Raw genomic sequence first — 21,832 nt, forward strand, 5'->3', positions numbered from 1 at the left:
CCACACATCTTCTGCACCCCTCTTGCGACTTCAGCGCGAAGCTGGTCTTCATCAAACTCATGTTCTTCCTAAAGCTCGCTCATCTGCGCTTCGGTGTACTAGCTTCGGTGTACTAAAAACACGCTCACCATACCGCCCAGACTACTGCTAAACGCTTGACGGGCAAGACGGTATCTTATTTTTTTGACTACAGCTAAACGCTTGACCGGCAAGACGGTATCTTATTTTCTTTTTTTAAAGGCGCCTTAGTTTTTTTCCCCCACCACATACCCTGTTGAAAACATGACCTTGTCGACAGAACAGTCCGGATAAACCCACAAATCCCAATTATCAATCAACCATTTCTTTCGAACCCCCCTCCCGTTATCATTACAACAAATTACTGGAAAATGCACCAAAATCAATCCAGCCTTATGACCTGAAGTGACGATTAATCCGCTGGGCCTCTCCGCATCCAAAGTATCAAACACCATGAAATCTACAACATTCTCGTAGGGCCACTTCGCCTTCAATCGAAGAATATTTCCATGCCATAGTCCGTCGCCTGGAGCATCCATCAACTTCACAAATTTATTCATTAATTTACTCGCAAATCATGACCCCCACTGGGGTCAGCTGATTTAGTTTTTTTCATTGAAAAATAGACCTCTCCCAAGTGTTTTCCTTTTTTTGGGTCCACAACTTCAAATCTACCATGCTGCGTATCTAATCCATAAAGAAATCCATCCCCCCCACGAAACACATCTCTACCATTAAATTTCGTCAACCTACTGTCCTTGATCATTCCATTCGCCAAGGCAATTTGACTGGCCATTTGCTTTATTTGTGCAACTCGTTCACCAGGAGGCAAGCCAACCAAGCTTTTTTCAAACTCTTCCGCAGTACGCCCATCGGGCAGCTTGCTACCACCGCCATTAAAAATTAGCTCAGGACCGGCAGGATCAGGAAGCGGCGTGACACTCCCCCCCGTATGTGAACCGCCGTCGTCAGTAGTCGGAGGCGTCCCGCCTGGCGGAATCAGATCGCCGGGGAATGTCGGAATGCTGAGGTCGACGCCGCCGCCCTGCGAGCCAGGGTTGGGAGGCAGAGCCCCCCCATGCTCCTTCCCATAGTCGACCGGCAACGGCGGCAGGGATGTATCGCGCCCGAGAACACCATCGAGATCGCTGAACAGGGAGTCGCTAAGCGCCGCCCCGATTCCGGTCAAGGCCGCGCTCAATATATAGACAGCTCCATCCTTCATCTTTACACCAAGGATGGCGACTTCACCTGACACTTGCGCAACTACACGCTGACACGTTGGAGTCGTGGCACATTTAATTGAAGCTGCCTCTATGCCCAATATGACAACTGGGACCCAGTTGTTCTCCGTTTCGAATATCGCGGCATTGCTCGCCGCAGCGGGGTCCAGCCCTGCACTAGCGGCAATACCAGCCATAAGGCTCGACACGAGATTGCGACGTGCTTCAACTTCGTTGGGAGTTGCTCCGTTGGACGGCCCCATCAGTGCATTGATAACGCTGCCGGCACCAGCACCTAGCGCCCCTGCGCCGCAACTGGCACCCTGACCAGCTGCGCCTGCGCATCCAACAATCGCATGCAGCGCGGCGCGAGCTGGTTCAGTGCCAGGCCCATCTCCGAGCGACGCAATGATCCTCTTGACTCCCGATGCCCCCAGCCCCTGCAGATAGTTGACTGCTGCCGCCTGGACAAACTCAACACCTGAGCCGGTGACATTGCCGCCAGCCGCCGCAACCAGAGCGGTCATGATCTGTCGATAGGCGCCATTCGGCGCCCAAAGCCGCGCATCCTCGATCTGCGACATCAGTTCGAATGCTCGGACGTCATCCGTAGCAGCGCCCTTCTTGAGCTCGTTGGTAAGCTCCTGTTCGAGCGCCTGTCGCTCCGCCGCCCGATTCGCCAAGAACGTCCCCGTCTCCTGCGCCAAGGTCTTGGTCACCTCGAACCCCGCCCGGACCTCCTTCTCATCAAAGATCCGATCCAGCGCGTTGAGCGTGTCTTTGGTGTCCCGGTTCAACGCGGTAATCGCTTCCGCCGCGGTCTGGCCCGTCAGCGCCTTTTGCCCCGCCTCATCCCGAATGACGATGGTGCCGCCGCTGATGCCGCTCTTTGTGGTGGAGCTGGCCTCGCCGCGGGCGCCCATCGCAATGGGCACGTTGGCGCTGAGGCCATCGAAGCTGGGCAGCGTGGAACCCGGCGTGGCCTTGCTGCCGCCGGCGACGTTGCCTTGGTTGTCGGTGCCGATGGCGCTTTGATTACTGCTGCCAGCGCCTTTAGCGCCATCTTTGCCGCCGTCCTTGCCGCCCGAACCCCCGCCACCGAAGTTGAAGCCCCCTCCGAGTTGAATCGATTGCCCTTCATAGCTGGCGCGGTTCTCGATGTCTCGACTGGTCAAGGTCCCGGTGATCAGCACATTCTTGCCGTCCGCCACCGCCTTGTCGCTGCTGGCGATGACGCCGCCAATCAACCCCGTGTTCTTGCCCACGTTCAGCTGAAAACCGCCATCGCCGGCCCACATGCCCGTCTGCTCGGTGACGCTGGCGTATTGGCTGTTGATCTTGGTCTGGCCGTAGTTGCCGCTGACGCTGCTGGCGCCGTAGCAGATGGGCGGGATGCACAGGCTGACCTGTACGCCGCCGCTGCGGTCACGGGCGGCGTAGTTGCTGATGTCTTGCAAGCTCTCGATGACGAGGTTGCCGCCCACGGTGGCGACGATCTGCGCCGCGCGGGCCTGGGCGCCGCGCAGCACGGCGTCGCCGCCGGAGTTGATCGTGAGCCGGTTGCCCGCCACCACATGGGTGTTGTTCCAGCTGCTGTCCTGGCCGCTGCCCTTGTTGGTGCTGCCCCCTGCCCCGATGTTGATGGCAAAGCCATTCTGGCTGCCGCCCACCGTCAGGCCCACGCCGATGCTGGCGTTGCGGCTCTTGCCGTCGCTCTTCTGGCTGGACGTGTTTTGCTGGGCGGTGAGCAGGATGTCGCCCTGGGCGTTCAGCAATACGTTGCGGCCGGCGGTCAGGTTCGAGCCGGATACGGTGATGTTGGACCCGGCGCCCTTGCCGGCCGCAACGATGATCAGGTCACGGTTTGCCGTGACGGCCGAGCCGCTGGCGGTGCTGCTTTGTCCGCTGCGGGTCTGGCTGGAACTGCTGGCGCCCACGTCGACGTTGACGCTGATGCCCCCCATCTGCGCGGGATTCTTGAATCCTCAGGGTCGGGCTAGAAACCTCAATTCAGACAACCGTTTCCAGAGACGCTCGCCGAAAACGTAGTCTGACACCGGGGTTCATACCCGAATCGTTTGACTTCGCCCTGCACCTCAAGCCTCTGATTTGAAATAGGTTTCCCGGGAAATTCGTGGGGAAACCTCAGAGTCTGACACCTTATTTTATTTTCACAAAAATTCATCTAGCCAATCCACTGGATACGGCTTCTTGTTCCCTAATAGCTGGTCACCATATTTCCCTTTCCCACTCTCAATAGAATTATTACTTATATCAATAGTAAGGAAGCTCGAATTTCTTTCACAAACACGCAATTTCTCAACAAAAACTGTAGGGGGTGAAATTCCAACCAGCTTTCCGACTATTTTTGCTTTGTGAAACAAAAAACTTCTTCCACCAGCCAAAGGCAAAATCCTATCTCTTATCGCGTAAATTATTTCAAAATTAGAAATTATTATATTTTCGTCCACACAATTATCGTCGATCTGTTCATTTTCGATCAAAATTAAATCCCCGCCCTTCGTCGTCAGCCATCCTTCTATCTCGAAGTTTTTAGAATTTAGTTCAAGTTCAGTCGATATTTTTTTTTTCAAAAAATCATGGACACTGATACTCATGCCTATTTTCCTATCACAATAGAATTAACCCCGGCGCCCATCGCTCGATCCAAAATACTTTGCATGACGCCTCTTGGGCCTGTGTAGGGATCTCTGATCATATAATAACCAATACCATCTACGGTCTTTACTCCGTCGACAATCATGAAATGATACCCCTCACCAGCACGCACTTGAACAATCACATTGCTCCCATTTTTCAATGCCGAATTCAGTTCGTGAGGGAGCATTGATAAGTTCACCGAATTTGAAACTCCAGCACTAGATATAGCTTCTGCTAGCTCTATAGTATTTACACCTGTAGGCCTGACACCGTTGGAGAAACCGTTTATGGCTTCGGTCAGACTGATAGATTTCCCAGTCTTATCAGTTATCGTCATGGCCGCGCATGCTGGTCCACATACAGGTGCATTACCCTGCAAAACTACCGTGCCTGCCGGATCGTAAGGAATCGTAGTGGGAGTTTTTAAGGAACCGCCAGCGCCGTCAAATTTACCGGTGACTGGATTCTGGCGCGCCAGCACCGTCTTGCCATCAGCCAGCAGCACCTCCCCATTGCGCACCGTCCAAGACGCCCCATCCGCATAGGCCATCTTCGCAACCGTCATCTCCAACGAACCGCGCGCTGCACGCGTAGCGCTCAGTTTGATGAGGTTAACGAATGTATTCCGAATCCCTCCCAGAACGCCGCTTGACGCGATGTCGAACGCCAGCAGCGCCGCATCAACCTTGGGAGTCAATTCACTCTGCGTTTTGTACTGAGCCAGCAGGCCATCGAGTTCTTTAATTGACTTCGTCAGCTGGAACGCGCAAGCAGGCACCTGCCCACATGCCGATCCACTGCCAAGCATCGACTCCAACTGGTCCCGCGTTTCCTGCAACTCGCCGGGACCGAAGATGCTCTTCATCTGATCCAACGCTGCCTGCGTACCCGCGGCGTGCGCGGCTTTGATCTGCTGCATCAAATCGTCTTGCTGCTTCGGATCCAACTTGTCGATCTGCGACAGCCGGCCGATGAGATCCTGATCGTGCGCCAGATTCAGCGTGTTGTTGTCCAGCTCAGCAATCGCCGCATTCGTGATCGTCGCGATACCATCTGCACCTGCAACTGCCGCTGCGCCGGCAATCAGCGACGCGACAAGATTGCGACGTGCCTCTTTCTCGGCGTTGGTATTCCCACTAGTGCTATCCAGCAATGCGTTCACGAGGATCGCAGCGGCGCCGCCCGTCGCTCCCGCGCCACAACTCTGGCCGCTCGCGGCTGCACCTGCGCAACCCACGATCGCTTGCAATGCGGCATGTTCGGGTGAGCCATTTCGCACGAGGCCTTCGCTCACCCACTTACCGACCTGCGCTGCGCCTTGCTGTTGCAGATAGTTGACCAAAGCGTTTTGCGCGATGTCCGTCGCAGCGCCGGTCACATTGCTGCCGAGTCCAGCCAAAACGGCGTTGGCAAATTGGCGATAGGTCCCACCGGGTAGCCATTCTTTAGCAGCGTTAAACTGCCGTTCCAGGTCTGCGTATCTAGCCGGATCGTTCTCGGTGCGCATCGCTTCCTTCAGCGCGTCCGCCTCCGCCGCCCGATTCGCCAAGAACGCCCCCGTCTCCTGCGCCAGGGTCTTGGTCACCTCAAACCCCGCCCGGACCTCCTTCTCATCAAAGATCCGATCCAGCGCGTTGAGCGTGTCCTTGGTATCCCGGTTCAACGCGGCAATCGCTTCGGCCGCCGTCTGCCCCGTCAGCGCCTGTTGCCCCGCCTCGTCCCGGATGACGATGGTGCCGCCGCTGATGGCGCTTTTCGTGGTGGAACTGGCCTCACCATTAGCCCCCATCGCAATGGGTACGTTGGCGCTGAGGCCATCGAAGCTGGGCAACGTGGAGCCCGGCGTGGCCTTGCTGCCGCCGGCGACGTTGCCTTGGTTGTCGGTGCCGATGGCGCTATTGCCACTGCCGGCACCGCCGCCCTTGGCGCCATCTTTGCCGCCGTCCTTGCCGCCCGAACCCCCGCCACCGAAGTTGAAGCCCCCTCCGAGTTGAATCGACTGCCCTTCATAGCTGGCGCGGTTCTCGATGTCTCGACTGGTCAGGGTGCCGGTGATCAGCACGTTCTTGCCATCAGCCACCGCCTTGTCGCTGCTGGCGATCACACCGCCGATCAACCCCGTGTTCTTGCCCACGTTCAGCTGAAAACCGCCATCGCCGGCCCACATGCCCGTCTGCTCGGTGACGCTGGCGTATTGGCTGTTGATCTTGGTCTGGCCGTAGTTGCCGCTGACGCTGCTGGCGCCGTAGCAGATGGGCGGGATGCACAGGCTGACCTGTACGCCGCCGCTGCGGTCACGGGCGGCGTAGTTGCTGATGTCTTGCAGGCTCTCGATGACGAGGTTGCCGCCCACGGTGGCTACGATCTGCGCCGCGCGGGCCTGGGCGCCACGCAGCACGGTGTCGCCACCCGAACTGATGGTGAGCTTTTCCCCCGCCACCACATGGGTGTTGTTCCAGGAGCTGTCCTGGCCGTTGCCCTTGCTGGTGCTACCGCCAGCTCCGACGTTGATGGCAAAGCCATTCTGGCTGCCGCCCACCGTCAGGCCCACGCCGATGCTGGCGTTGCGGCTCTTGCCGTCGCTCTTCTGGCTGGACGTGTTTTTCTGGGCGGTGAGCAGGATGTCGCCCTCCGCATTCAGTAACACGTTGCGGCCGGCGGTCAGGTTCGAGCCGGATACGGTGATGTTGGACTGCGCGCCGTTCCCCGTGGCGATGATGGCCAGGTCTCGGCCAGCCGAGGCGGCCGAACCGTTGGCGGTGCTGCTTTGTCCGCTGCGGGTCTGGCTGGAACTGCTGGCGCCCACGTCGACGTTGACGCTGATGCCCCCCATCTGCGCGGGATTCTTGGCCACCGCGTCGTAGAGGTTCTTGGCCGCCAAGCCCGCGGCCACGGCGGCCACTGCCTGGATTCTGCCGTTGTTGGTGTCTTGAGCGGCATGGCGCATGCGGTCGATGGTTTCCACCGCCTTGATGACCGGGCTGTTGACGCTGGTCGTGACCGCGATCTGGCTGGTCTTCTGGAAATCCCGGAAGGCCGAGGTGTCGAAGCTGCCTTCGATAGTGACGGTCTGCCCGCCCAGCAGCACGTCGCGGTTGGCGTAGATGTCGCTGCCCCGGATCAGCAGGTCTTGCTTGGCGATGATGGACACGTCGCCCTGGCGGCTGACGATGGTGCTGCCCGCGCCGCTGGTGCTGCGGCTGTTCTCGGCCAGCGTGCCGCTGGACTTGCGGATGCCGGTGGTTGCGCCGCCGACGTCGTCGCTCAGGTCGCCGACGCTTTTGCTGCGGTGGCTGCTGGTGTGGTCGCGCGTCGCCGTGCCGGTGTCGATGGAAATCGATCCCTTGCTGGCGGACAGCCCCACGTTCTTGACGGCGTCGATGGCCGATCCGGCAATGCGGATGTCTCCCTCGCGGCTGTTCAGATAGACGGTGTTGCCCGTGATCAGCGATGCCGTCTGCCAGGTGCCCGCGGCCGTTTCACCGGCAGTGGCGGTCTGGGCGCCGAAGGGGAACGTCTTGACGCCGCTGGCGTTGGGGCCGCCGTCGATGGCGCGGCCCATGTCGCCCAGGCTCATGCTGCCCACCGAGATGCTGGTGCTTTTGCTATCGTTCTTGCTGGATTCTCGGTACCGGTTCTGCGCGCCAGCGACCGTGATGTCGCGTTTGGCATCGAGCACCACGCCGCCCTGGGCGCGCAGGTTGGAGCCGATCAGGGCGATGTCGCCGTCGACCGCGCGGCCGGCGGCATCCCTGGCGCCGCTGCCGGTGGCGCGGATGAGAATGTCGCCGGCTGCGCTCAGCTCCGAGCCGCTGCTGACCTGGCTGAACGTATCCCGCGAACCGCTGCTTTTGCTGCGGCTGAAGTTGAGCGTCACGCCCGGCGTGGTGGCACCGCTGTGGGCCAGTTCCTGGACCTTGGCCTTTGCCGAGCCGGCGTTGGACAGGTTCTTGAAGGTGTCCACCGGCGTGCCCACGAGCTTCACGCCAAAGCTGCTTTGCTTGTTGGAATAGTCGCTGTGGGTGTTTTCCGTATCGCGGCCGGTCAGGATGGCGACATTCTGCGCTTGAATGTCGATGTTGCCGGTCCTGCCGGTCACATCGCCCGCCGCCTTGCCGGCGACGATGTCGCTGCCCACGATGCTGGCATTGCGGCCCGCGGTCAGGATGACGTTGCCGCCGGTCGTGCCGAGCAAGCTGCGCGCGTCGCTTTGCGTGGTGCCGTCCACGCGCTGGTTCGATTTGCTGTCGCTGCGGCTATACGAGATGCCCATGCCGCCCACCGAGAAGCCGCTTTTCTTTTCCCGGCGGTAGTGGTCTTCGGCGTAGGCGTTCACGCCAGCCTGCACGGCCAGGTCGCGTGCCGCGTCCAGCACGATGTCTTTGGAAGCCAGGACCTGCGCGCCCGTCATGCGGATGTCGCGCCCGCCGCCAACCAGGACGCTTTCACCGGACAACTGCGTGCCTTGGGCGGTGCTGTAGGCGCTGCTGTCGATGGTGTGAGTCGAGCGGCTGGACAGGAAACCCTTGACCTTCTGGTAGTGCTCGTCACGCACGGAGCCCGATGCCACGCCGGCCGTCAGGTTGACGTCGTGCCCGGCCAACAGGGTCAGGTTCTTGTCGGCGAACACCTGGGCAGCGCGCGCATTGACGTCTTGCGCGGCCACCAACTGCAAGCTGCCGCCCGCCGACAAGGACGTGCCCACTTCCTGGCTCAAGGACAGATCGGCCCGGTTCTTGCTTTTCCAGTGGACGGAGTCCGCATAAGACTGCGTCACAGTGGTCAGATTGATGTTCCTGCCTGCCTTGATCGCGGCGTCGGACGTTGCGCTGATCGCCGCGGCCGTGGCGTTCACATCGCGCCTGGCAAAGGCATCGAGCTTGCCCGCATCGATGCGTGACACGCCGTCGATGAAGGTCGTACGGGTGCGCGCGCCGCTGGCGCTGCTCGCGGTGGTGGTCAGGTTGATGTCGCGTAAGGCGGAAAGGGTGACGCTGTCGCCCTTGAGCAATCCGGCGATGTTGTCGATATCCTGCCGGGCGTTCAGGTTGACGGCCTTGCCCTGAATCGTTCCCACGTTGTTGCGCAGGTTTTGTCCCGCGACCACCAGGGCGTTGCGCGCGCCCAGGGTGCCGCTGTTGGCGACATCGCCGCCCATGTCGATGTGGACACTGCCGCCTGCGATCAACGTGCCGTCGCCGCGCAGGTCGCCGGGCCTGACTGCCAGGTACACCTGCGGTGCCCATACCTTTTGCTGGCTGCCGTCGGGCAGCGTGACGGTCTGCTCGACCAGCCAGACAATGTCGCCGGTCAGATGCCGCATCTGGTCTTCTGACAACGCGGTGCCGACGGTCAGGCCGAAGCGACCGGCGAAGTCGGCGCCCGCGGCGAGCAGGGCTTTGTATTGCGTTTCGTTGTCGGTGTAGTCACCCACGTAGCGCTGGCCCGTGGCCAGCATGACCTGCTCGGCCACCAGCTTCTGTTCGTAGAAGCCATCGCCCAGGCGCTTGAGGACATAGGTGCCATTGCGGTTCAGTTGGCGAAGCAGGAAATCACTGGACGTGACGGTGCGCGAGCCCAGGAACTGGCGGTCGGTTGCGATCAGGTACGGGGCGTCTGGCGCCTGCATGACGCGGTACAGCGCGCTGGTGGGAATGACGGGCGGCAATGTCACCACGGCGACCGCGAGATTGCCCGGCAGCGACACGCGCGTGACCGTCGCCGGCGGCAAGGCCGCGGCAATCGCGCTGGCGCCAGGCGCGACGCCTCCCGGGGAAATACCGGTGTTCTGCTGCGTCACCCCCAGACCGGCATCGATTTTCTCCACCGAGACGGTGACGCCATAGGGCGAGCGGTCATAGCGACGCGAGTCCCGCTTTTCGTAGGTATAGACCATCGTTCCCGAGCGCTGGACAGTGCGAGAACCCTCTGCGCCCAGGTTGGTCAACGTGCCGCCTTCGGCATTCAGGGCCCCGCCCGCGATGATCTGGCTCTTGTCGTTCTGGACGTTGCCGACCAGCCGCGCATTGCCGCCCACGATGATCTTGCCCGGATCGCTCTGCGTGACACCGGTTTCGGTTGTGATCTGCGTGACTTCGTAGAAGGTGAAGTCCTTGATCATGCGGTTGTTGCGGAAGTCGGCGTTGAAGTCGCGGATCTTCTCGTTCAACGTGTCGTAGAGCTGCAGGTCGCGCTCGTAGGTGGCCTGTTGCTGGGCCAGGTCCGCAGGGCAGCGAAAGCCGCAGTCATCCGGTGACGGTGGTTTCCTGATGCCGGTGGGGCGCTCGACCTCGAAGACCGACCAGATCTTGGCGTCGGGTTTGTAGAAAAATTGGGCGGGATTGACACCGCAAGTCCCAGCGTCCCCCCCGCCGCACGACGGCTCTTCCGGGATATACGCCAGCCCGATCGGTGCGCTGACGCCGGCACGGCCTTGCTGGTCTTCCTGAATGCTGCTGTAGTCAAAGGGCGGGCCGTACTGGCTTTCCGGATAGCGGGTCGACGGCAGCAACAGGCGCCGTTCGTCGTACTGGCCCATCCATCTGGGGCTGCGTCCGCAAATGGATTTGACGGTGTTGCAGAACCACATGCCCTCGCCGTCGATGATCTCCGTGGAGCCGTTCAAGCGGTAGAACCATTTCTCTTCGCTCTTGGTTTGAACGATGCTGCTGGTGAAATGGGTGTTCAGATTCTGGATGCTGGCCGCCGCGATGTCGGCGTTGCGCTCGGCTTCGATGGTGGCCGATTCGTTGGACAGCAACGCGGCTTGGCCAGTGGCCTTTCCGGAGGCGTCCAGGGCACCGCCCACGCGCAGGTCTGCGCCGGCATAGATCAAGGCGTGTTCACGGTTGGCGAGCGTGCCGACGCCCAGGTCCAGGTCGCCACGCGACGCAATGACGGCATTGGGTTCGTTGATGAGCGTCGGCGTCTGGATGCCGATGCGGTCGCCGTAGATCCTGCCGGTGTTCGTCAGGCCGCCCGCAGTGATGCGGGTGTAGCCGCCATCGATGAGGCCGGCATTGGCCAGCAAGCCGCTGATGACCAGGGTGTTGTTGCGCAGGGCGATCAGTTCGCCGGTGGCGCGGTTGGTCAGCGTGTTGGCGGTGATCGTCAGGTCCTGGCCGGCGTGGAGCTTGCCGTCGTTGTCCAGGGTGTCGGTGGTCAGTTCCAGGGAATTGCCGGCCGTCACCGCGCCGCTGCCGTTGGTCAGACTGTTGACCGCGAGCTTGGCGTTGGCGTCGGATGAGACATTGCCCGACGTGTTGTCGAGCGTGCCGGTGGCAACGCCCAGGTCCTGGCCCGCGCCGATGCGGCCGGATTGGTTGTCGATGGCCGTGGCGTTCAAGGCAACCTGCTTGCCCATGACGCCCAGGGCGCCAGGCGTAGCGGCGCCTGCTCCGGCCAGCCCATTGGCCAGCGTGTCGCGGTTGTTCAGGCTGCCGGCCGTCAAAGCCAAGAGGTTGTCGGCCTGGATCAGGCCGGCACGGTTGTCCAGCAGGCCTTGCGTCTTGAGTGTCAGGTTGCCTGCGGCAATGAGGCCGCGGGTGTTGGACAGGGCTTGCGCGTTCAGCGTCGCTTGCCCTTGGGCGGCAATGGTGCCGCCGGTGTTGTCCAGGTTGCCGGTGGTGTTCACGTCCAGTGCGCCGCCGCTGACGACCTTGCCGTCGGTGTTGGACAGGCTGGCTGCCTTGATGTCCGCTGAGCCGCCAAAGAGGCCACCGCCCTGGTTCTGCAAAGCGCCGGTATTGGCGATGGTGAGCTTGCCGTCCGCCTGCGCAACGCCGTTGCGGTTGTCCAGGCTGGTCGCCTGGATATCGGCCGTGCCACCCAGAAGCTTGCCGCCCTGGTTGTTCAAGGCGCCGGCCGTTTCCACACGCAGCGCGCCATTGGCTTGGACGGAACCGCCTTGGTTGTTGATGCCGGCTGGACCGCGCAGCGCCACGCTGTCGCCCGAGACGACGCCGCCTGCGGCGTTGATGATGGATTGACCGGTGATGGCCACCGCGCCGGCGCCCGCCAGGGTGCCGGCGGAGTTGTCGACCGCGCCTGCGACGTTGACCGTCAACCCTGCCCCGCTGGTGAGCTTGCCGCCGGTGTTGTCCAGGCTGGAAGCACGCAGCAGCACCGAGCCGCCGTACACCGAACCGGCGCGATTGGTGATTGCGCCGGTGGTATCCAACGTCAGCGCACCGCCCGCGACGAACTTGCCGCCCGACAGGCCCAGCGCATCGGCCGTGACCGTAGCGTTGCCACCGGCCATCAGCGTGCCGGCGTTCTGCAGGCTATTGACCTGTACGCTCAATGCACCCAAGGGGCTAATGGAGCCATCGGCCTGCAGGCCCGCGGTGAAGGCACCGCGGTTATCCAGTTGCCGTGCCACGACACTGGCGTTGCCCCCCGAGGACATCGCGCCGGCATTGGACACCGTGCCAGGCGCATTGAGCGCCAGCGCGCCACCCGCCGTGACGGTGCCGTCGTTGACGATGTCGCGCCCGCCCTGCACCGACAGATCGGTGGCGGCCTGCATGCGGCCGGACGGCAGAATCTTGACGTCGCCGTTGGCGCTGACGGTCAGCGTGCCGGTGAGCGCAGCCAAGTTGCCGCCAATGTTCACGCCCACACCAGCCTCGGTACCGATGAGCCGGATGCTGTTGGCGTACATGCCGCCCAGGGCTGCCACGTCGATGGATACGCCAGTCGTAGCACCAGCGCCGGACAGGGCCGAGACGTCGATACCGTCATACCCGACGCGAGCCGGCCCGGCCACCACGTTCAAGCGATCCGCCCAGACCTGGGCGTTCAGTTCCAACGTGCGGGCCAGCAGATCCAGTTGGCTGAGATTGGCACCGTACAAGCCCGCGCCTTCAATGGCCAAACGCCCGCTGGCGATATCAAAGCCCAGCGAACCATCCGGCCCCACGACCGGCTTGCCGGTAGTCAGCGTGGCGCGATTGGAGTTCAGAAAGCCGCAGCCGTTGCAGGTAATACCAGCCGGGTTGGCAACAATGACGTTCGCCCGATTGCCGGCCACTTCCAGCATGCCGCGCAGTTGCGAGGGGTTGGGCGCCGTGACCTGGTTCAGGATCGTGGTGGCGCGCTGGTTGCCCAACATCGGGTTGCCGGCCACTTGCCCCGCCACCTGCGTCTGGCTGGCCGCGCCGCTGTTGTTGAGCACCACACCGGACGGGCCGACGTTGAACTGGGTGTAGTGGTTGTTGGACACCCCGCCGGCCGAGGGCGGTGCGATGTTGACCACCGGCACGCCATTGGCCACGCCCACCACGGGCTTCTGCCCACCCACGTTCTGATCTACCGAAATCGGCAAGGTCTGCGCCAGGACGGGCGTCCAGATCTGCGCAAAGACCAGCAAGCAGGCAATCGTGCGGCGTAACGTCGACATATCAGGCAAGACTCGGCAAAGGGGGTGAAACCACAACCGTTGCCACGACAGCCGACCTTCAGCCCGCCCAAACCCCGCGGACTATCGACAAAGCCAAAAGCAGCGATCCGGAAATTGCCCGCTTACGCTACGCAATCCGAATCAGACAGAACATTGGAAGATTCTAATTTTTGAACCGATCTGGTGGAACCGACGGGACTCGGACCCTAGGAAGATTGACCTGTGACCCATGCGCTTGCCGCGCATCACCCGCGCCCACCGACGAACCGGTTACGCGCGTGCCGGGCGCCGCATCCGTGCCGCCCCCCCCCAACCCTCGCCGATCCACCCTGCGCCGATCAATCCCGCGCCAATCTACCCGGCACCGATCAGTCCCGTACCGATCAATCCCGCGCCGAAGCCAGCCACCCTGCCCCGTCCAGCACGGCCCCGTCGATGCCCGTCAGATGCGGCGCGAACGGGTAGGCCACCGACGACACGATCTGGCATTGCGCCCGTTGCGGGTGGTCCGTGTTAAGCAGGTACTGAAAGCCGCCGGCCGCGGACGGCACTTTCAGCAGCAGCGTGTCGCCCTCGGCCAGCCAGGCGTTGCCGAAGGCGCGGGACGCCTGCAGGTCGGTCTGCCAGGCCGCAGGCGGGCGCGGGTCGGCCACCGCCTGCGGCGGCACTCGCACTTCCAGCAGGAAGTAGTTGCGCGGCAAGGCCCGCGGGTGCGCGACCTCGGCCTGCGCCAGGCGGGCGAATACGGCGGCCGCGGGGGAGGCGTCCAGCACCACCACCGAGCTACCCGCCCCATGCCAGCGGCCGGCAGGGCGCGCGCGCGGCAGCAGGTCCTGGCTGTTGCTCAAGCGCCAAAGCGCGGTCATGGGCCGTTTCCTTCGTCGATGTTGATCAGCCACTGCTCGATCATGGCGGCGTAGCGGCCGTGCTGGCACAGCAGCATCGGCACCCGGCCGTGCAGCCGGCGCTTGGGGCTGCACAGCCAGCGCCGCGCGCCATCCGAACCGTCGAAGACCAGCTCGGCCAGCCAGGCCACCCGCAGCGCCCGGTACAGCACACGCAGGTCGGCCAGGTCCAGGCTGTGGTCGCGCAGCGGATCGCGCGAGCGGCCGGCCTCGACCTGCGGCACCAGCGCCAGCCAGTGCAGCAGCTCGCCCGCAAAGGTGGTGCGCAACGACTGCAACAGCGCCGGGGCGCATTGCAGGCTGGCGGGCGGCCCGGCCTGGCCCAGGGCCTGGTCCAGCCGCGCGTCCAGCAAGGCGGCAAGGCTGTCGCGGTCAGGGCGCGCGGGCCGCGAGGGCGGGCTGGGCTTGCGCGGCGGACGCGCTTTGTTCGAAGGCGGCATTGAGGGCCGCGCCATCAATGCTGACGGTTCCTGCATTGAGCAACCCCTCCAGGTAAGCCCGTGCCGCCAGTTCCTGGCGTTGGCTGCGCAACGCGGCGCGCAATTCTTCCTTGACCTGCTCGAACGGCGTGACGCTGGCCGCGCGCAGATCGACCACCTTCAGGATGTGGAAACCCGCCGCCGATTGCACCGGCGCCGAGACCTCGCCGGCCTTCAACTGCTCGATGGCCGGACGCATTTCCGGCGTCAGCTGCGCCAGCGGCACGTAGCCGATGTCGCCGCCCTGGGCGCGGGTGGTCGCGTCCTGCGAATAGGTCTTGGCGAGCGCGGCGAAATCGGCCTTGGGGGCCTGGGCGCGCTTGACCAGGTCCAGCGCCTGCTTGCGGGCGCTGGCCACGGCGTCGGCATCCCCCAGCGCAGCGGGCAGGAAGATCTGGCTGACGCGGTACAGGGCCGGCTGCGCCAATTGCGGCTTGGCCCGTTCGTAGGCAGCTTGCAGGTCGGCGTCGGCCGGATAGCCGTCGGGCGCGCGGCTGACGGAATCCAGGTAGGTCTGCAACACGATGCGTTCCTGCGCGGCCTGGAAGGCGCGCTTGAGTTCGGGCTTGTCTTGCCAGCCCTGGGCGCGGGCCTGTTCGACCAGGGCCTTTTCGGCGAGGCGCGAGCGCAGCCATTGGTCCAGGCCGGCGCGGTTGCCCTGCAATTGGGCGCGAGCCTCGGGCGGCATGGCTTGCAGCTGGCGCACCAGCTCGTCGCGGTCCACCTGCACGGCGCCCAGCGTGGCGACGGCCGGGGCCTGCGCGGCGGCGGGGGCTGCCGGGTTGGCCGGGGCCTTGCCCGACGCGGCGGCAGGTTTGGCCGGGTCGGCCGCGGCGACCTTGGCGGGCGCGGCTTCGCTGCTTTGGGCCGGATTGCCGCGCATCAGCGCCACGGCGCCGGCCAGCACCGCGATCAGCAGCACGGCGGCGGTGACGCGCAACCGGGTGGGCTTGTCGGAAAGAATAGTCATGGTCGAAACCTCGCTTGCTTGAATGCGCCATTCACCCGGAACGGCGGCCGGTGGTTGGGGTCATCGCCCCCGCCGCCGGGCGCCGGCCCGGCGGATGGATCAGTTCGCCGCCTCGGCGACGGCCTCTTCCTGCGCCGCACCCGCGTCGGAGGCCTGGCTCGTGGCGTTGGCGCGCAGGAACAGCAGGAATTCCTGCAACAGGCGGTCCCACAGTTCGGCGGTGGCGCGCAGGTAGTTCTCGGACACGCCGCCGGCCAGGATCACGTCCAGTTCCAGCACCAGGAAGGCGCCTTGCACGGTCAGGCGGGCAAAGCGCTTTTCCACGTTCCAGCGTTCGGCCAGGCCGGCAGGCAGCTCGCCCTGCACGCGCAATGCGCAGCTCAGCGTGTAGTCCAGGTAGTGGCCGTCTTCGGCGGCCGGGTTGCCCAGGCGCACGGCGAAGCCCACGCCCTGGCTGGCGCTGAGCAGTTGCACCATGCCGTTCTGCTCGGACACGGTGACGCGGTAGCCGGCGGATTGCAGCAGTTCCTGCAGGCGTTCGGCGTTGACGTCGAGAATCAGGCTGGAGTCGGTCATTACAGTTTTCCTAGATGAAGAAATGAAGACAGGTCTTGAAAATCAGGGTTGGGCGGTCGGGGTGGCAGCCGCGGCGGCGGCCGGGGCCGCCGACACTTGCGCGTCGTACAGCTTGTCGCCGTATTCCTGCGCCTGTTCCTCGAACTTGACGCGGGCGCTGCCGGCAAAGGGCTGTTTCATGGCCAGGATGCCGCCGGTGCTGATGCGTTCGTAGGCGTTGAGGATTTCCTTGCCGGCCTCGTACATCTCTCGGTTCTTGGCGACGCAGGTCTTGACCTGCTCGTCGCGCTGCGCCAGGGTGCGGGCCAGCGTCACGCGCTCGGTTTCCTTGGCGCGCGACAGCGCCAGCAGCTCGTCGTAGGCGCCCTTGAACTTGCCCAGCTGGGCATGGCTGGCCGCCACCTGCGCCTGCGCGCTTTCCATGACGGCGCCCTGCTGCTCGGCCAGCTTGTCGGCCTGGCCCTTGGCGCGGGCCAACTGGCCGCGCAGCGCTTCCAGCTCTTTCTGGGCCGCATCGCGCTGGGCCTCGGCCGCGGCCTTGGCGGCGTTGACCTGGGCCTGCTCGCTTTGCAGCTGCTGCAGTTGCTGGGTGGTGCTGCGCAACTGGGTGCGCAGGCGCTCTTCCATGGTTTCGGCCTGAGCCGGGCCGGCCAGGCTCAGGCCCGCCGCGCACAGGGCCACGGCGGCGGCCAGCCGCCGGCCCTGCCCAAACGCCCGCGGCTGGCAGGATTCATCCCATACGATGTGCATGTCCATGGCCTCAGAACCTGGCGTTGATCTCGAACTGCATCGTGTCGATGGACAGCGGCGCGCCGTAGATCTCGCGGGTGCTCATCCAGCGCAGGACGCCGTACACGTTCTTGTCGAAGGCGTAGCTGCCGCCGATGTAGTAGCCGCGCGCGTTGGTGCCGCCCTGGTGGAACGACGAGTCGTTGAAGGCATCGGGCAGCGCATCGGGCTGGATGTACTTGTAGCCCACGAAGGCCAGCCAGTCGCCCTTCTCTTTCAGGTCGAACGAGCGGCCCAGCGTGGCCTGCAGCATCCAGGCATTGGGGCCGCTTTCCACGTCGCCGTTGTCGCCGAAGTTGTTGACGATGTTGCCTTGCGAACGGCTCGCCATCTTGCTCTTGCTGTAGGCCAGGTTGCGGATGTAGTTGGCGTTCATGCGCAGGCCCAGGCCGTTGAACACGCGCGTGTCCCAGCGCAGGTTCAGGTCCAGCAGGTCGAACTTGGACGCCAGGCCCACGTATTGCGGTTGCGGCGTGTTGGCCGGGTCCAGCGGGTTGGCGGTGATGTTGCGCAGCAGGAAGAGCGTGTTGCCCTTCTGCATGAAGGCCGGACGCGACCAGTCGGTGTCGCAGTTTTCCTGGCCGGCCCACGGCGAGCAGGCGCTGGAGCGCTTGCCCGCGATGTTGTCGAAGTGGTAATAGGCCAGCGCGCCGCGCAGGCTGTTCTGCTGATTGATCTTCCAGTCGGCGCCGGCCTGGGCGGCCAGCAGCCACTTGTCTTCGCTCTTGCCTTCCGAGAACGAGGACGAATTCCAGCCATTGGAGCCGTACTCGGTCGAGAACGCGCCCAGCGTGCCGAACAGGGTCACGTCGCGGCCTTCCAGCGGTTGCTTGAAGATCGCGGCCACGCCGTCGAAATTCAGGTCGTTCGAGAACAGCATGTCGGTGGATTCGAACGGATTGGCGATGCGGCCGCCGGTCACCGTGGCCCACTTGGCCGGGCGGTAGGTCAGGTAGGCCTGGTCCAGCCAGATGTCCTTCTTGCCCATGCCGCCGCCCAGCGTCTGCGACGTGGACACCGGGCTGTCGTCGCTGCCGGTGGCCAGGCGGATGCCGGCCGACCACGACTCGGAGATCTCGGCGCGCACGCCCAGCCGCGCGCGGATGCGCAGCTGGTTGCGGCGGTCTTCCCGCGTGTTCAGCATCGGCGGGTAGTTGTTGTTGGTGTTGCGGTTCAGGTCGTACGGACCCTTGGAATTGAGCTTGGCGAAATCGACGATTTCATTGCTGTTGTTGCCCGAGTACAGGCGCGATTCGTCGCGCACGCGCACGTCGCCGTCGATGGTGATGCGCGATACCCAGTCGGGGAAGGTGTTGGGCTGGGCCCAGTTTTCTTCCTTGGCCTGCACCATGACTTCGGCCTTGACCTCGTCGCGGATCTGGTCGCGCACGGTCTGCGGAATGTAGGGCACGCGCACGTCGCCCGGCTGGGCAGCGGCCGCGCCGCGGTCTTGCGGCGCGGCGCGCGCGGCCTTCGCTTCGGCTTCGGCCTGGGCCACCAGGGCCTCGGCCTGGTCCGCCTTGAGCACGCCCTGCTGCACCAGCAGGCGGATCAGGTTGATGGTGGCGTTTTCGGACGGGGCAGGCGCGGCGTGGGCCGGCAGCGTGGCGGCGCCCGCCGCGGCCAGGGCCAGCGTTGCCGCCAACCGGTTCATTTGGAACTTCATTCTCTTGGCACTCCAGGATCGGTTCAATTCAGCACTTCAGGAGGGGCGGCGGCCGGTCAGCGATGCGCGGATGGGCATGCTGGCCGAAGCCGGCGGACGTTCATCCAGGCCCGGCACCGCGCGCAGCGCCGCCACCACGCGGGCGTCGACGTCGGCATCGCCGCTGGAACGGGTCAGTTCCACCCGCGTGATCTGGCCGCTGGCCGTGAGCCAGATGTTGGCTTGCAGGCGGAAGGTCAGATTGCGCGTGCGCTCGTCTTCGCGCAGGATCTTCTGCAGCGCGTAGGCGAGGTACTGGCTGTAGGTGGCGTTGCCGGCGCGGCCGCCGCCCCCGCCCGCCATGCCCTTGCCCTGCCCCGCGCCGATGTTGAACGCGTCGCTGCCCGCCTGGGCGTCGCCGTCGATCTGCATCGGGTTGGCCAGGTCGTCGGCCGGACGCGGCGGCGCCTCGTCCTGCGGCTTGGGCGGTTCGGGCGTGGGCTGCGGCTCGGGTTCGGGCGGGGCCACGGGCTCTTCCTTGGGCGGCTCGGGCTCGGGCGGCTTTTCCGGTTCGGGCGGCGGCGGAGGCGGCGGAGGCAGCGGGATGATCGCGGTGACCTTGGGCGCGTCGCGGCGCACGCCGGCCATGTCATTGGCCCAGCGCCACAGCGCGTAGGCGGCCGCGATCAACACCACCGCCACGGCCGCCAGCTTGAGCCAGCGAAGCGCGGGGTGCGGGGTGCGCGGGGTATCGGATGCGTGTTGCGGCATGGCGGTAGCCTCGGCCCCTATCTCGGCTTGCCGGTGACCAACCCGACCTGGGCCAGTTCCAGGCGGCGCAGCAGATCCAGCACTTCCACGACCTTCTGGTATTGCACGGCGGCGTCGCCGCGCACGATCACCGGAAAATCGGGGTTCAGCGCTTTCTCCGTGCGCAGCCGGTCTTCCAGCTCGGGCAGGGTGACCGGGTAGGCGTCCAGGAAGACCTGGCCGGCGTCGTTGACGGAAATGGCCTTGGTCTTGGGCTGCGCCAACGCGATGGACGAGCTGGCCTTGGGCAGGTTCACCTTGATGCCGGCGATCTGCGCCGTGGCGGTCAGGATGAACATGACCAGCACGACCATCAGCACGTCGACCAGCGGCGTGATGTTGATGCCGTCGACGGGCGCGTCATCATCATCGTCCTGGGAAGCGGATACGGAAGCCATGGGGTCGTCTCCTTACGCTTCGGCGGGCTGCGGCTCGCGCACGGCGGGGCGCGCGGCCGGGGCGCGCGCGGCGCCGTGGTGGGCGGCTTCCTGGGCCTGGGTCTCGCCATGCACTTCGGCCAGGCGCGTCACGAATTCGTCGACGAACACGCGCATGTCGGCGCTGACTTCCTTGTTGCGCGAGACCAGGCGGTTGTAGCCAAACAGGGCGGGGATGGCGACGAACAGGCCCATGGCGGTGGCCAGCAGCGCGGCGGCCATACCCGGGGCGATGGCGTTGATGTTCACGTCGCCGGCCATGGCCGTGCCCAGGAACACCACCATGATGCCCAGCACCGTGCCCAGCAGCCCGATATAGGGGCCGCCGGCGATGGCGTTGGACAGCACGCCGAGCTTGGCGCCCAGCAGCTGGTTTTCCTTGGTGCGCACGGCGTCCAGCGAGGCGCGGATGGCTTCGATGGTGGCGGCCGAGATCGAGCTGGTGTCGGCGCCCTGCTCGCGGCGGGTGCGGATTTCATTGATGGCCACGCGGTACAGGCGCCACAGCGAGGCGTGTTCCAGGCGGGTGGCCAGGGCCTTGTCGTCGGCCAGCAGTTCCAGGCGCTGGCCGACCTTGGCGAACGACTCGCGGAACTGCTCGTTGGCACGGGCCACGCGGGCCACGTTGCGGCTCTTCTTGATCATGATGATCCACGACTGCACCATCATCAGCACCAGGATGGCGATGATGACCCAGGCGTCGATCGGCACGGCCTTGAGCAGGAAGCCCAGGCCGCCGAAACCGAAGCCCGATTGTTCTTCGTCGGTGCCGTAGGCCACCAGGCGCGATTCGGAACCCTGCGACAACGCGTCGGCCAGGATCAGCGCGGCCGGACGGGCCACGCGCGACAGGCGCACTTCGTCGATGGCGCCGACGAACGGCGCATAGACGTGCGGGGCGGCAACGGGTGCGGCGTCGGCAGCCGGGTTGGCCGGGTTGGCGGCGCCATTGGCGGCGGCGCCTTCCGCGGCGGCGGGCGCCACGGCCACGGCCGGGGCCGGCACGTCGCCGCCCAGGGCGGCGGGCGTGTTCAGCGGCGGCAGGCTGGCGGCCAGCGACGACGTGGCGCGGCCATTCACATACAGCGTGACGCGGCTGCCGTCGGCCGTCACGGCCAGGTGCTGCCAGGCGGCCGGGGTCAGCGACTGGCCGGGCTGGCTGCGCTGGCCGTTCACTTCCACGAAGGGCACGCCCTGGTTGATACCGACCAGGAGCGCGTTGCCGGCATCGCGGCGGGCATAGACCAGTTGCTCGCCGGCCGGTTGGTCGGCGCGCACCCAGGCGCTGAAGGTGAAGGCGCCGGCGGCGGGCACGGCCAGCGACGGGCTGGCGGGCAGCATCAGCGGGGCGCCGCCCGTGAACTGCGCGGCGCGGCCGATCACGCCATCGACGGCAGCGGCCATCGGCGTCTGGGCATTGTTGCTGTTGCCGGTGGTGTCGCGCGGCGGAGCGCCGGCGGCGCCGTCGAAGTGATAGACCAGCGTGTAGTTGGGGTCGAACGTCAGCTGGCCATTGGCGGACGCCGGGGCCTTCTGGTTGCCGTAGTACATCCAGATGTCCTGGCGCTGGCCGTCGGCCAGCTCGGGCAGGTCCACCCACACCAGCGCCATGCCCAGCAGCGGGTCGAAGGCTTCCAGCTGGTGGTTCAGCACGGTCTGGTCGTCGCCCGCCACGAAGCGGATGTCGGCGCCCTTTTCATTGATGCCGTCGAACGAGAAATTGCCGGTGTGCAGGCGCACCAGCAGCGGCGTGCGGCCCGCGGCGGCGCCCAGCGGCGCGCCCTGCGGCGTGCTGTCGACGGTGATCTGCTTGCGGTACTGCCAGTCAGGCTGCCACCAGGCATGGGCGGCGGACGGCAAGACGCCGGCCAGCACGGTCAGCAGGAGCATCAATAAGCGTTGCATGGTCAAGACTCCGG

General features: G+C 64.6%; 13 protein-coding genes. All 13 read right to left on the reverse strand.

All coding sequences use genetic code 11. The features are described 5' to 3' along the window. Positions 1-245: 245 nt before the first annotated feature. Positions 246-578: an Imm45 family immunity protein gene (imm45, locus tag ACUDP5_RS19775; RefSeq protein WP_445656978.1), complete on the reverse strand. Its 333-nt coding sequence runs from the start codon at positions 576-578 to the stop codon at positions 246-248. Next, entirely contained in the window at positions 578-3,205 is a 2,628-nt protein-coding gene (locus ACUDP5_RS19780) for a hemagglutinin repeat-containing protein (RefSeq protein WP_445656979.1), read from the reverse strand. The genes imm45 and ACUDP5_RS19780 overlap by 1 nt, the downstream gene beginning before the upstream one ends. A gap of 207 nt (positions 3,206-3,412) precedes the next feature. Continuing rightward, positions 3,413-3,859: a hypothetical protein gene (locus ACUDP5_RS19785; RefSeq protein ID WP_445656980.1), complete on the reverse strand. Its 447-nt coding sequence runs from the start codon at positions 3,857-3,859 to the stop codon at positions 3,413-3,415. A 2-nt stretch (positions 3,860-3,861) separates the two neighbouring features. After that, on the reverse strand, positions 3,862-13,302 hold the full coding sequence (locus ACUDP5_RS19790) for a hemagglutinin repeat-containing protein (protein WP_445656981.1): 9,441 nt from the start codon (positions 13,300-13,302) through the stop codon (positions 3,862-3,864). A 383-nt stretch (positions 13,303-13,685) separates the two neighbouring features. Beyond that, positions 13,686-14,168, reverse strand: a complete 483-nt coding sequence (locus tag ACUDP5_RS19795) for an RES family NAD+ phosphorylase (protein ID WP_263913662.1) — start codon at positions 14,166-14,168, stop codon at positions 13,686-13,688. Further along, positions 14,165-14,647, reverse strand: coding sequence for an MbcA/ParS/Xre antitoxin family protein (locus tag ACUDP5_RS19800; protein ID WP_445656982.1), 483 nt, complete (start codon positions 14,645-14,647; stop codon positions 14,165-14,167). The genes ACUDP5_RS19795 and ACUDP5_RS19800 overlap by 4 nt, the downstream gene beginning before the upstream one ends. Beyond that, the gene (locus tag ACUDP5_RS19805) at positions 14,580-15,656 is read right to left on the reverse strand and encodes a peptidylprolyl isomerase (protein WP_445656983.1); all 1,077 of its coding nucleotides are present in this window, start codon (positions 15,654-15,656) and stop codon (positions 14,580-14,582) included. Before ACUDP5_RS19805 ends, ACUDP5_RS19800 begins: the two co-directional genes overlap by 68 nt. A gap of 99 nt (positions 15,657-15,755) precedes the next feature. Further along, positions 15,756-16,232, reverse strand: coding sequence for a YbjN domain-containing protein (locus ACUDP5_RS19810; RefSeq protein ID WP_445656984.1), 477 nt, complete (start codon positions 16,230-16,232; stop codon positions 15,756-15,758). A gap of 42 nt (positions 16,233-16,274) precedes the next feature. Continuing rightward, complete coding sequence (locus ACUDP5_RS19815) at positions 16,275-16,982, reverse strand: DNA repair protein (RefSeq protein WP_445656985.1); 708 nt, start codon at positions 16,980-16,982, stop codon at positions 16,275-16,277. A gap of 10 nt (positions 16,983-16,992) precedes the next feature. Beyond that, on the reverse strand, positions 16,993-18,687 hold the full coding sequence (locus ACUDP5_RS19820; RefSeq protein ID WP_445656986.1) for a putative porin: 1,695 nt from the start codon (positions 18,685-18,687) through the stop codon (positions 16,993-16,995). Positions 18,688-18,723: 36 nt separating this feature from the next. Next, the gene (locus ACUDP5_RS19825) at positions 18,724-19,437 is read right to left on the reverse strand and encodes a TonB C-terminal domain-containing protein (RefSeq protein ID WP_445656987.1); all 714 of its coding nucleotides are present in this window, start codon (positions 19,435-19,437) and stop codon (positions 18,724-18,726) included. Positions 19,438-19,454: 17 nt separating this feature from the next. Beyond that, on the reverse strand, positions 19,455-19,874 hold the full coding sequence (locus tag ACUDP5_RS19830; protein WP_263913655.1) for a biopolymer transporter ExbD: 420 nt from the start codon (positions 19,872-19,874) through the stop codon (positions 19,455-19,457). Positions 19,875-19,886: 12 nt separating this feature from the next. Then, entirely contained in the window at positions 19,887-21,818 is a 1,932-nt protein-coding gene (locus tag ACUDP5_RS19835; protein WP_445656988.1) for a DUF2341 domain-containing protein, read from the reverse strand. Positions 21,819-21,832: the final 14 nt, after the last annotated feature.

The sequence above is a fragment of the Achromobacter sp. NCFB-sbj8-Ac1-l genome (assembly GCF_052695805.1).

What these genes read in the sequence shown, in the direction of transcription:
- imm45 (WP_445656978.1), bottom strand. Translation starts at nt 578, where the DNA reads ATGAATAAATTTGTGAAGTTGATGGATGCTCCAGGCGACGGACTATGG.
- ACUDP5_RS19780 (WP_445656979.1), bottom strand. Translation starts at nt 3,205, where the DNA reads ATGGGGGGCATCAGCGTCAACGTCGACGTGGGCGCCAGCAGTTCCAGC.
- ACUDP5_RS19785 (WP_445656980.1), bottom strand. Translation starts at nt 3,859, where the DNA reads ATGAGTATCAGTGTCCATGATTTTTTGAAAAAAAAAATATCGACTGAA.
- ACUDP5_RS19790 (WP_445656981.1), bottom strand. Translation starts at nt 13,302, where the DNA reads ATGTCGACGTTACGCCGCACGATTGCCTGCTTGCTGGTCTTTGCGCAG.
- ACUDP5_RS19795 (WP_263913662.1), bottom strand. Translation starts at nt 14,168, where the DNA reads ATGACCGCGCTTTGGCGCTTGAGCAACAGCCAGGACCTGCTGCCGCGC.
- ACUDP5_RS19800 (WP_445656982.1), bottom strand. Translation starts at nt 14,647, where the DNA reads ATGCCGCCTTCGAACAAAGCGCGTCCGCCGCGCAAGCCCAGCCCGCCC.
- ACUDP5_RS19805 (WP_445656983.1), bottom strand. Translation starts at nt 15,656, where the DNA reads ATGACTATTCTTTCCGACAAGCCCACCCGGTTGCGCGTCACCGCCGCC.
- ACUDP5_RS19810 (WP_445656984.1), bottom strand. Translation starts at nt 16,232, where the DNA reads ATGACCGACTCCAGCCTGATTCTCGACGTCAACGCCGAACGCCTGCAG.
- ACUDP5_RS19815 (WP_445656985.1), bottom strand. Translation starts at nt 16,982, where the DNA reads ATGCACATCGTATGGGATGAATCCTGCCAGCCGCGGGCGTTTGGGCAG.
- ACUDP5_RS19820 (WP_445656986.1), bottom strand. Translation starts at nt 18,687, where the DNA reads ATGAAGTTCCAAATGAACCGGTTGGCGGCAACGCTGGCCCTGGCCGCG.
- ACUDP5_RS19825 (WP_445656987.1), bottom strand. Translation starts at nt 19,437, where the DNA reads ATGCCGCAACACGCATCCGATACCCCGCGCACCCCGCACCCCGCGCTT.
- ACUDP5_RS19830 (WP_263913655.1), bottom strand. Translation starts at nt 19,874, where the DNA reads ATGGCTTCCGTATCCGCTTCCCAGGACGATGATGATGACGCGCCCGTC.
- ACUDP5_RS19835 (WP_445656988.1), bottom strand. Translation starts at nt 21,818, where the DNA reads ATGCAACGCTTATTGATGCTCCTGCTGACCGTGCTGGCCGGCGTCTTG.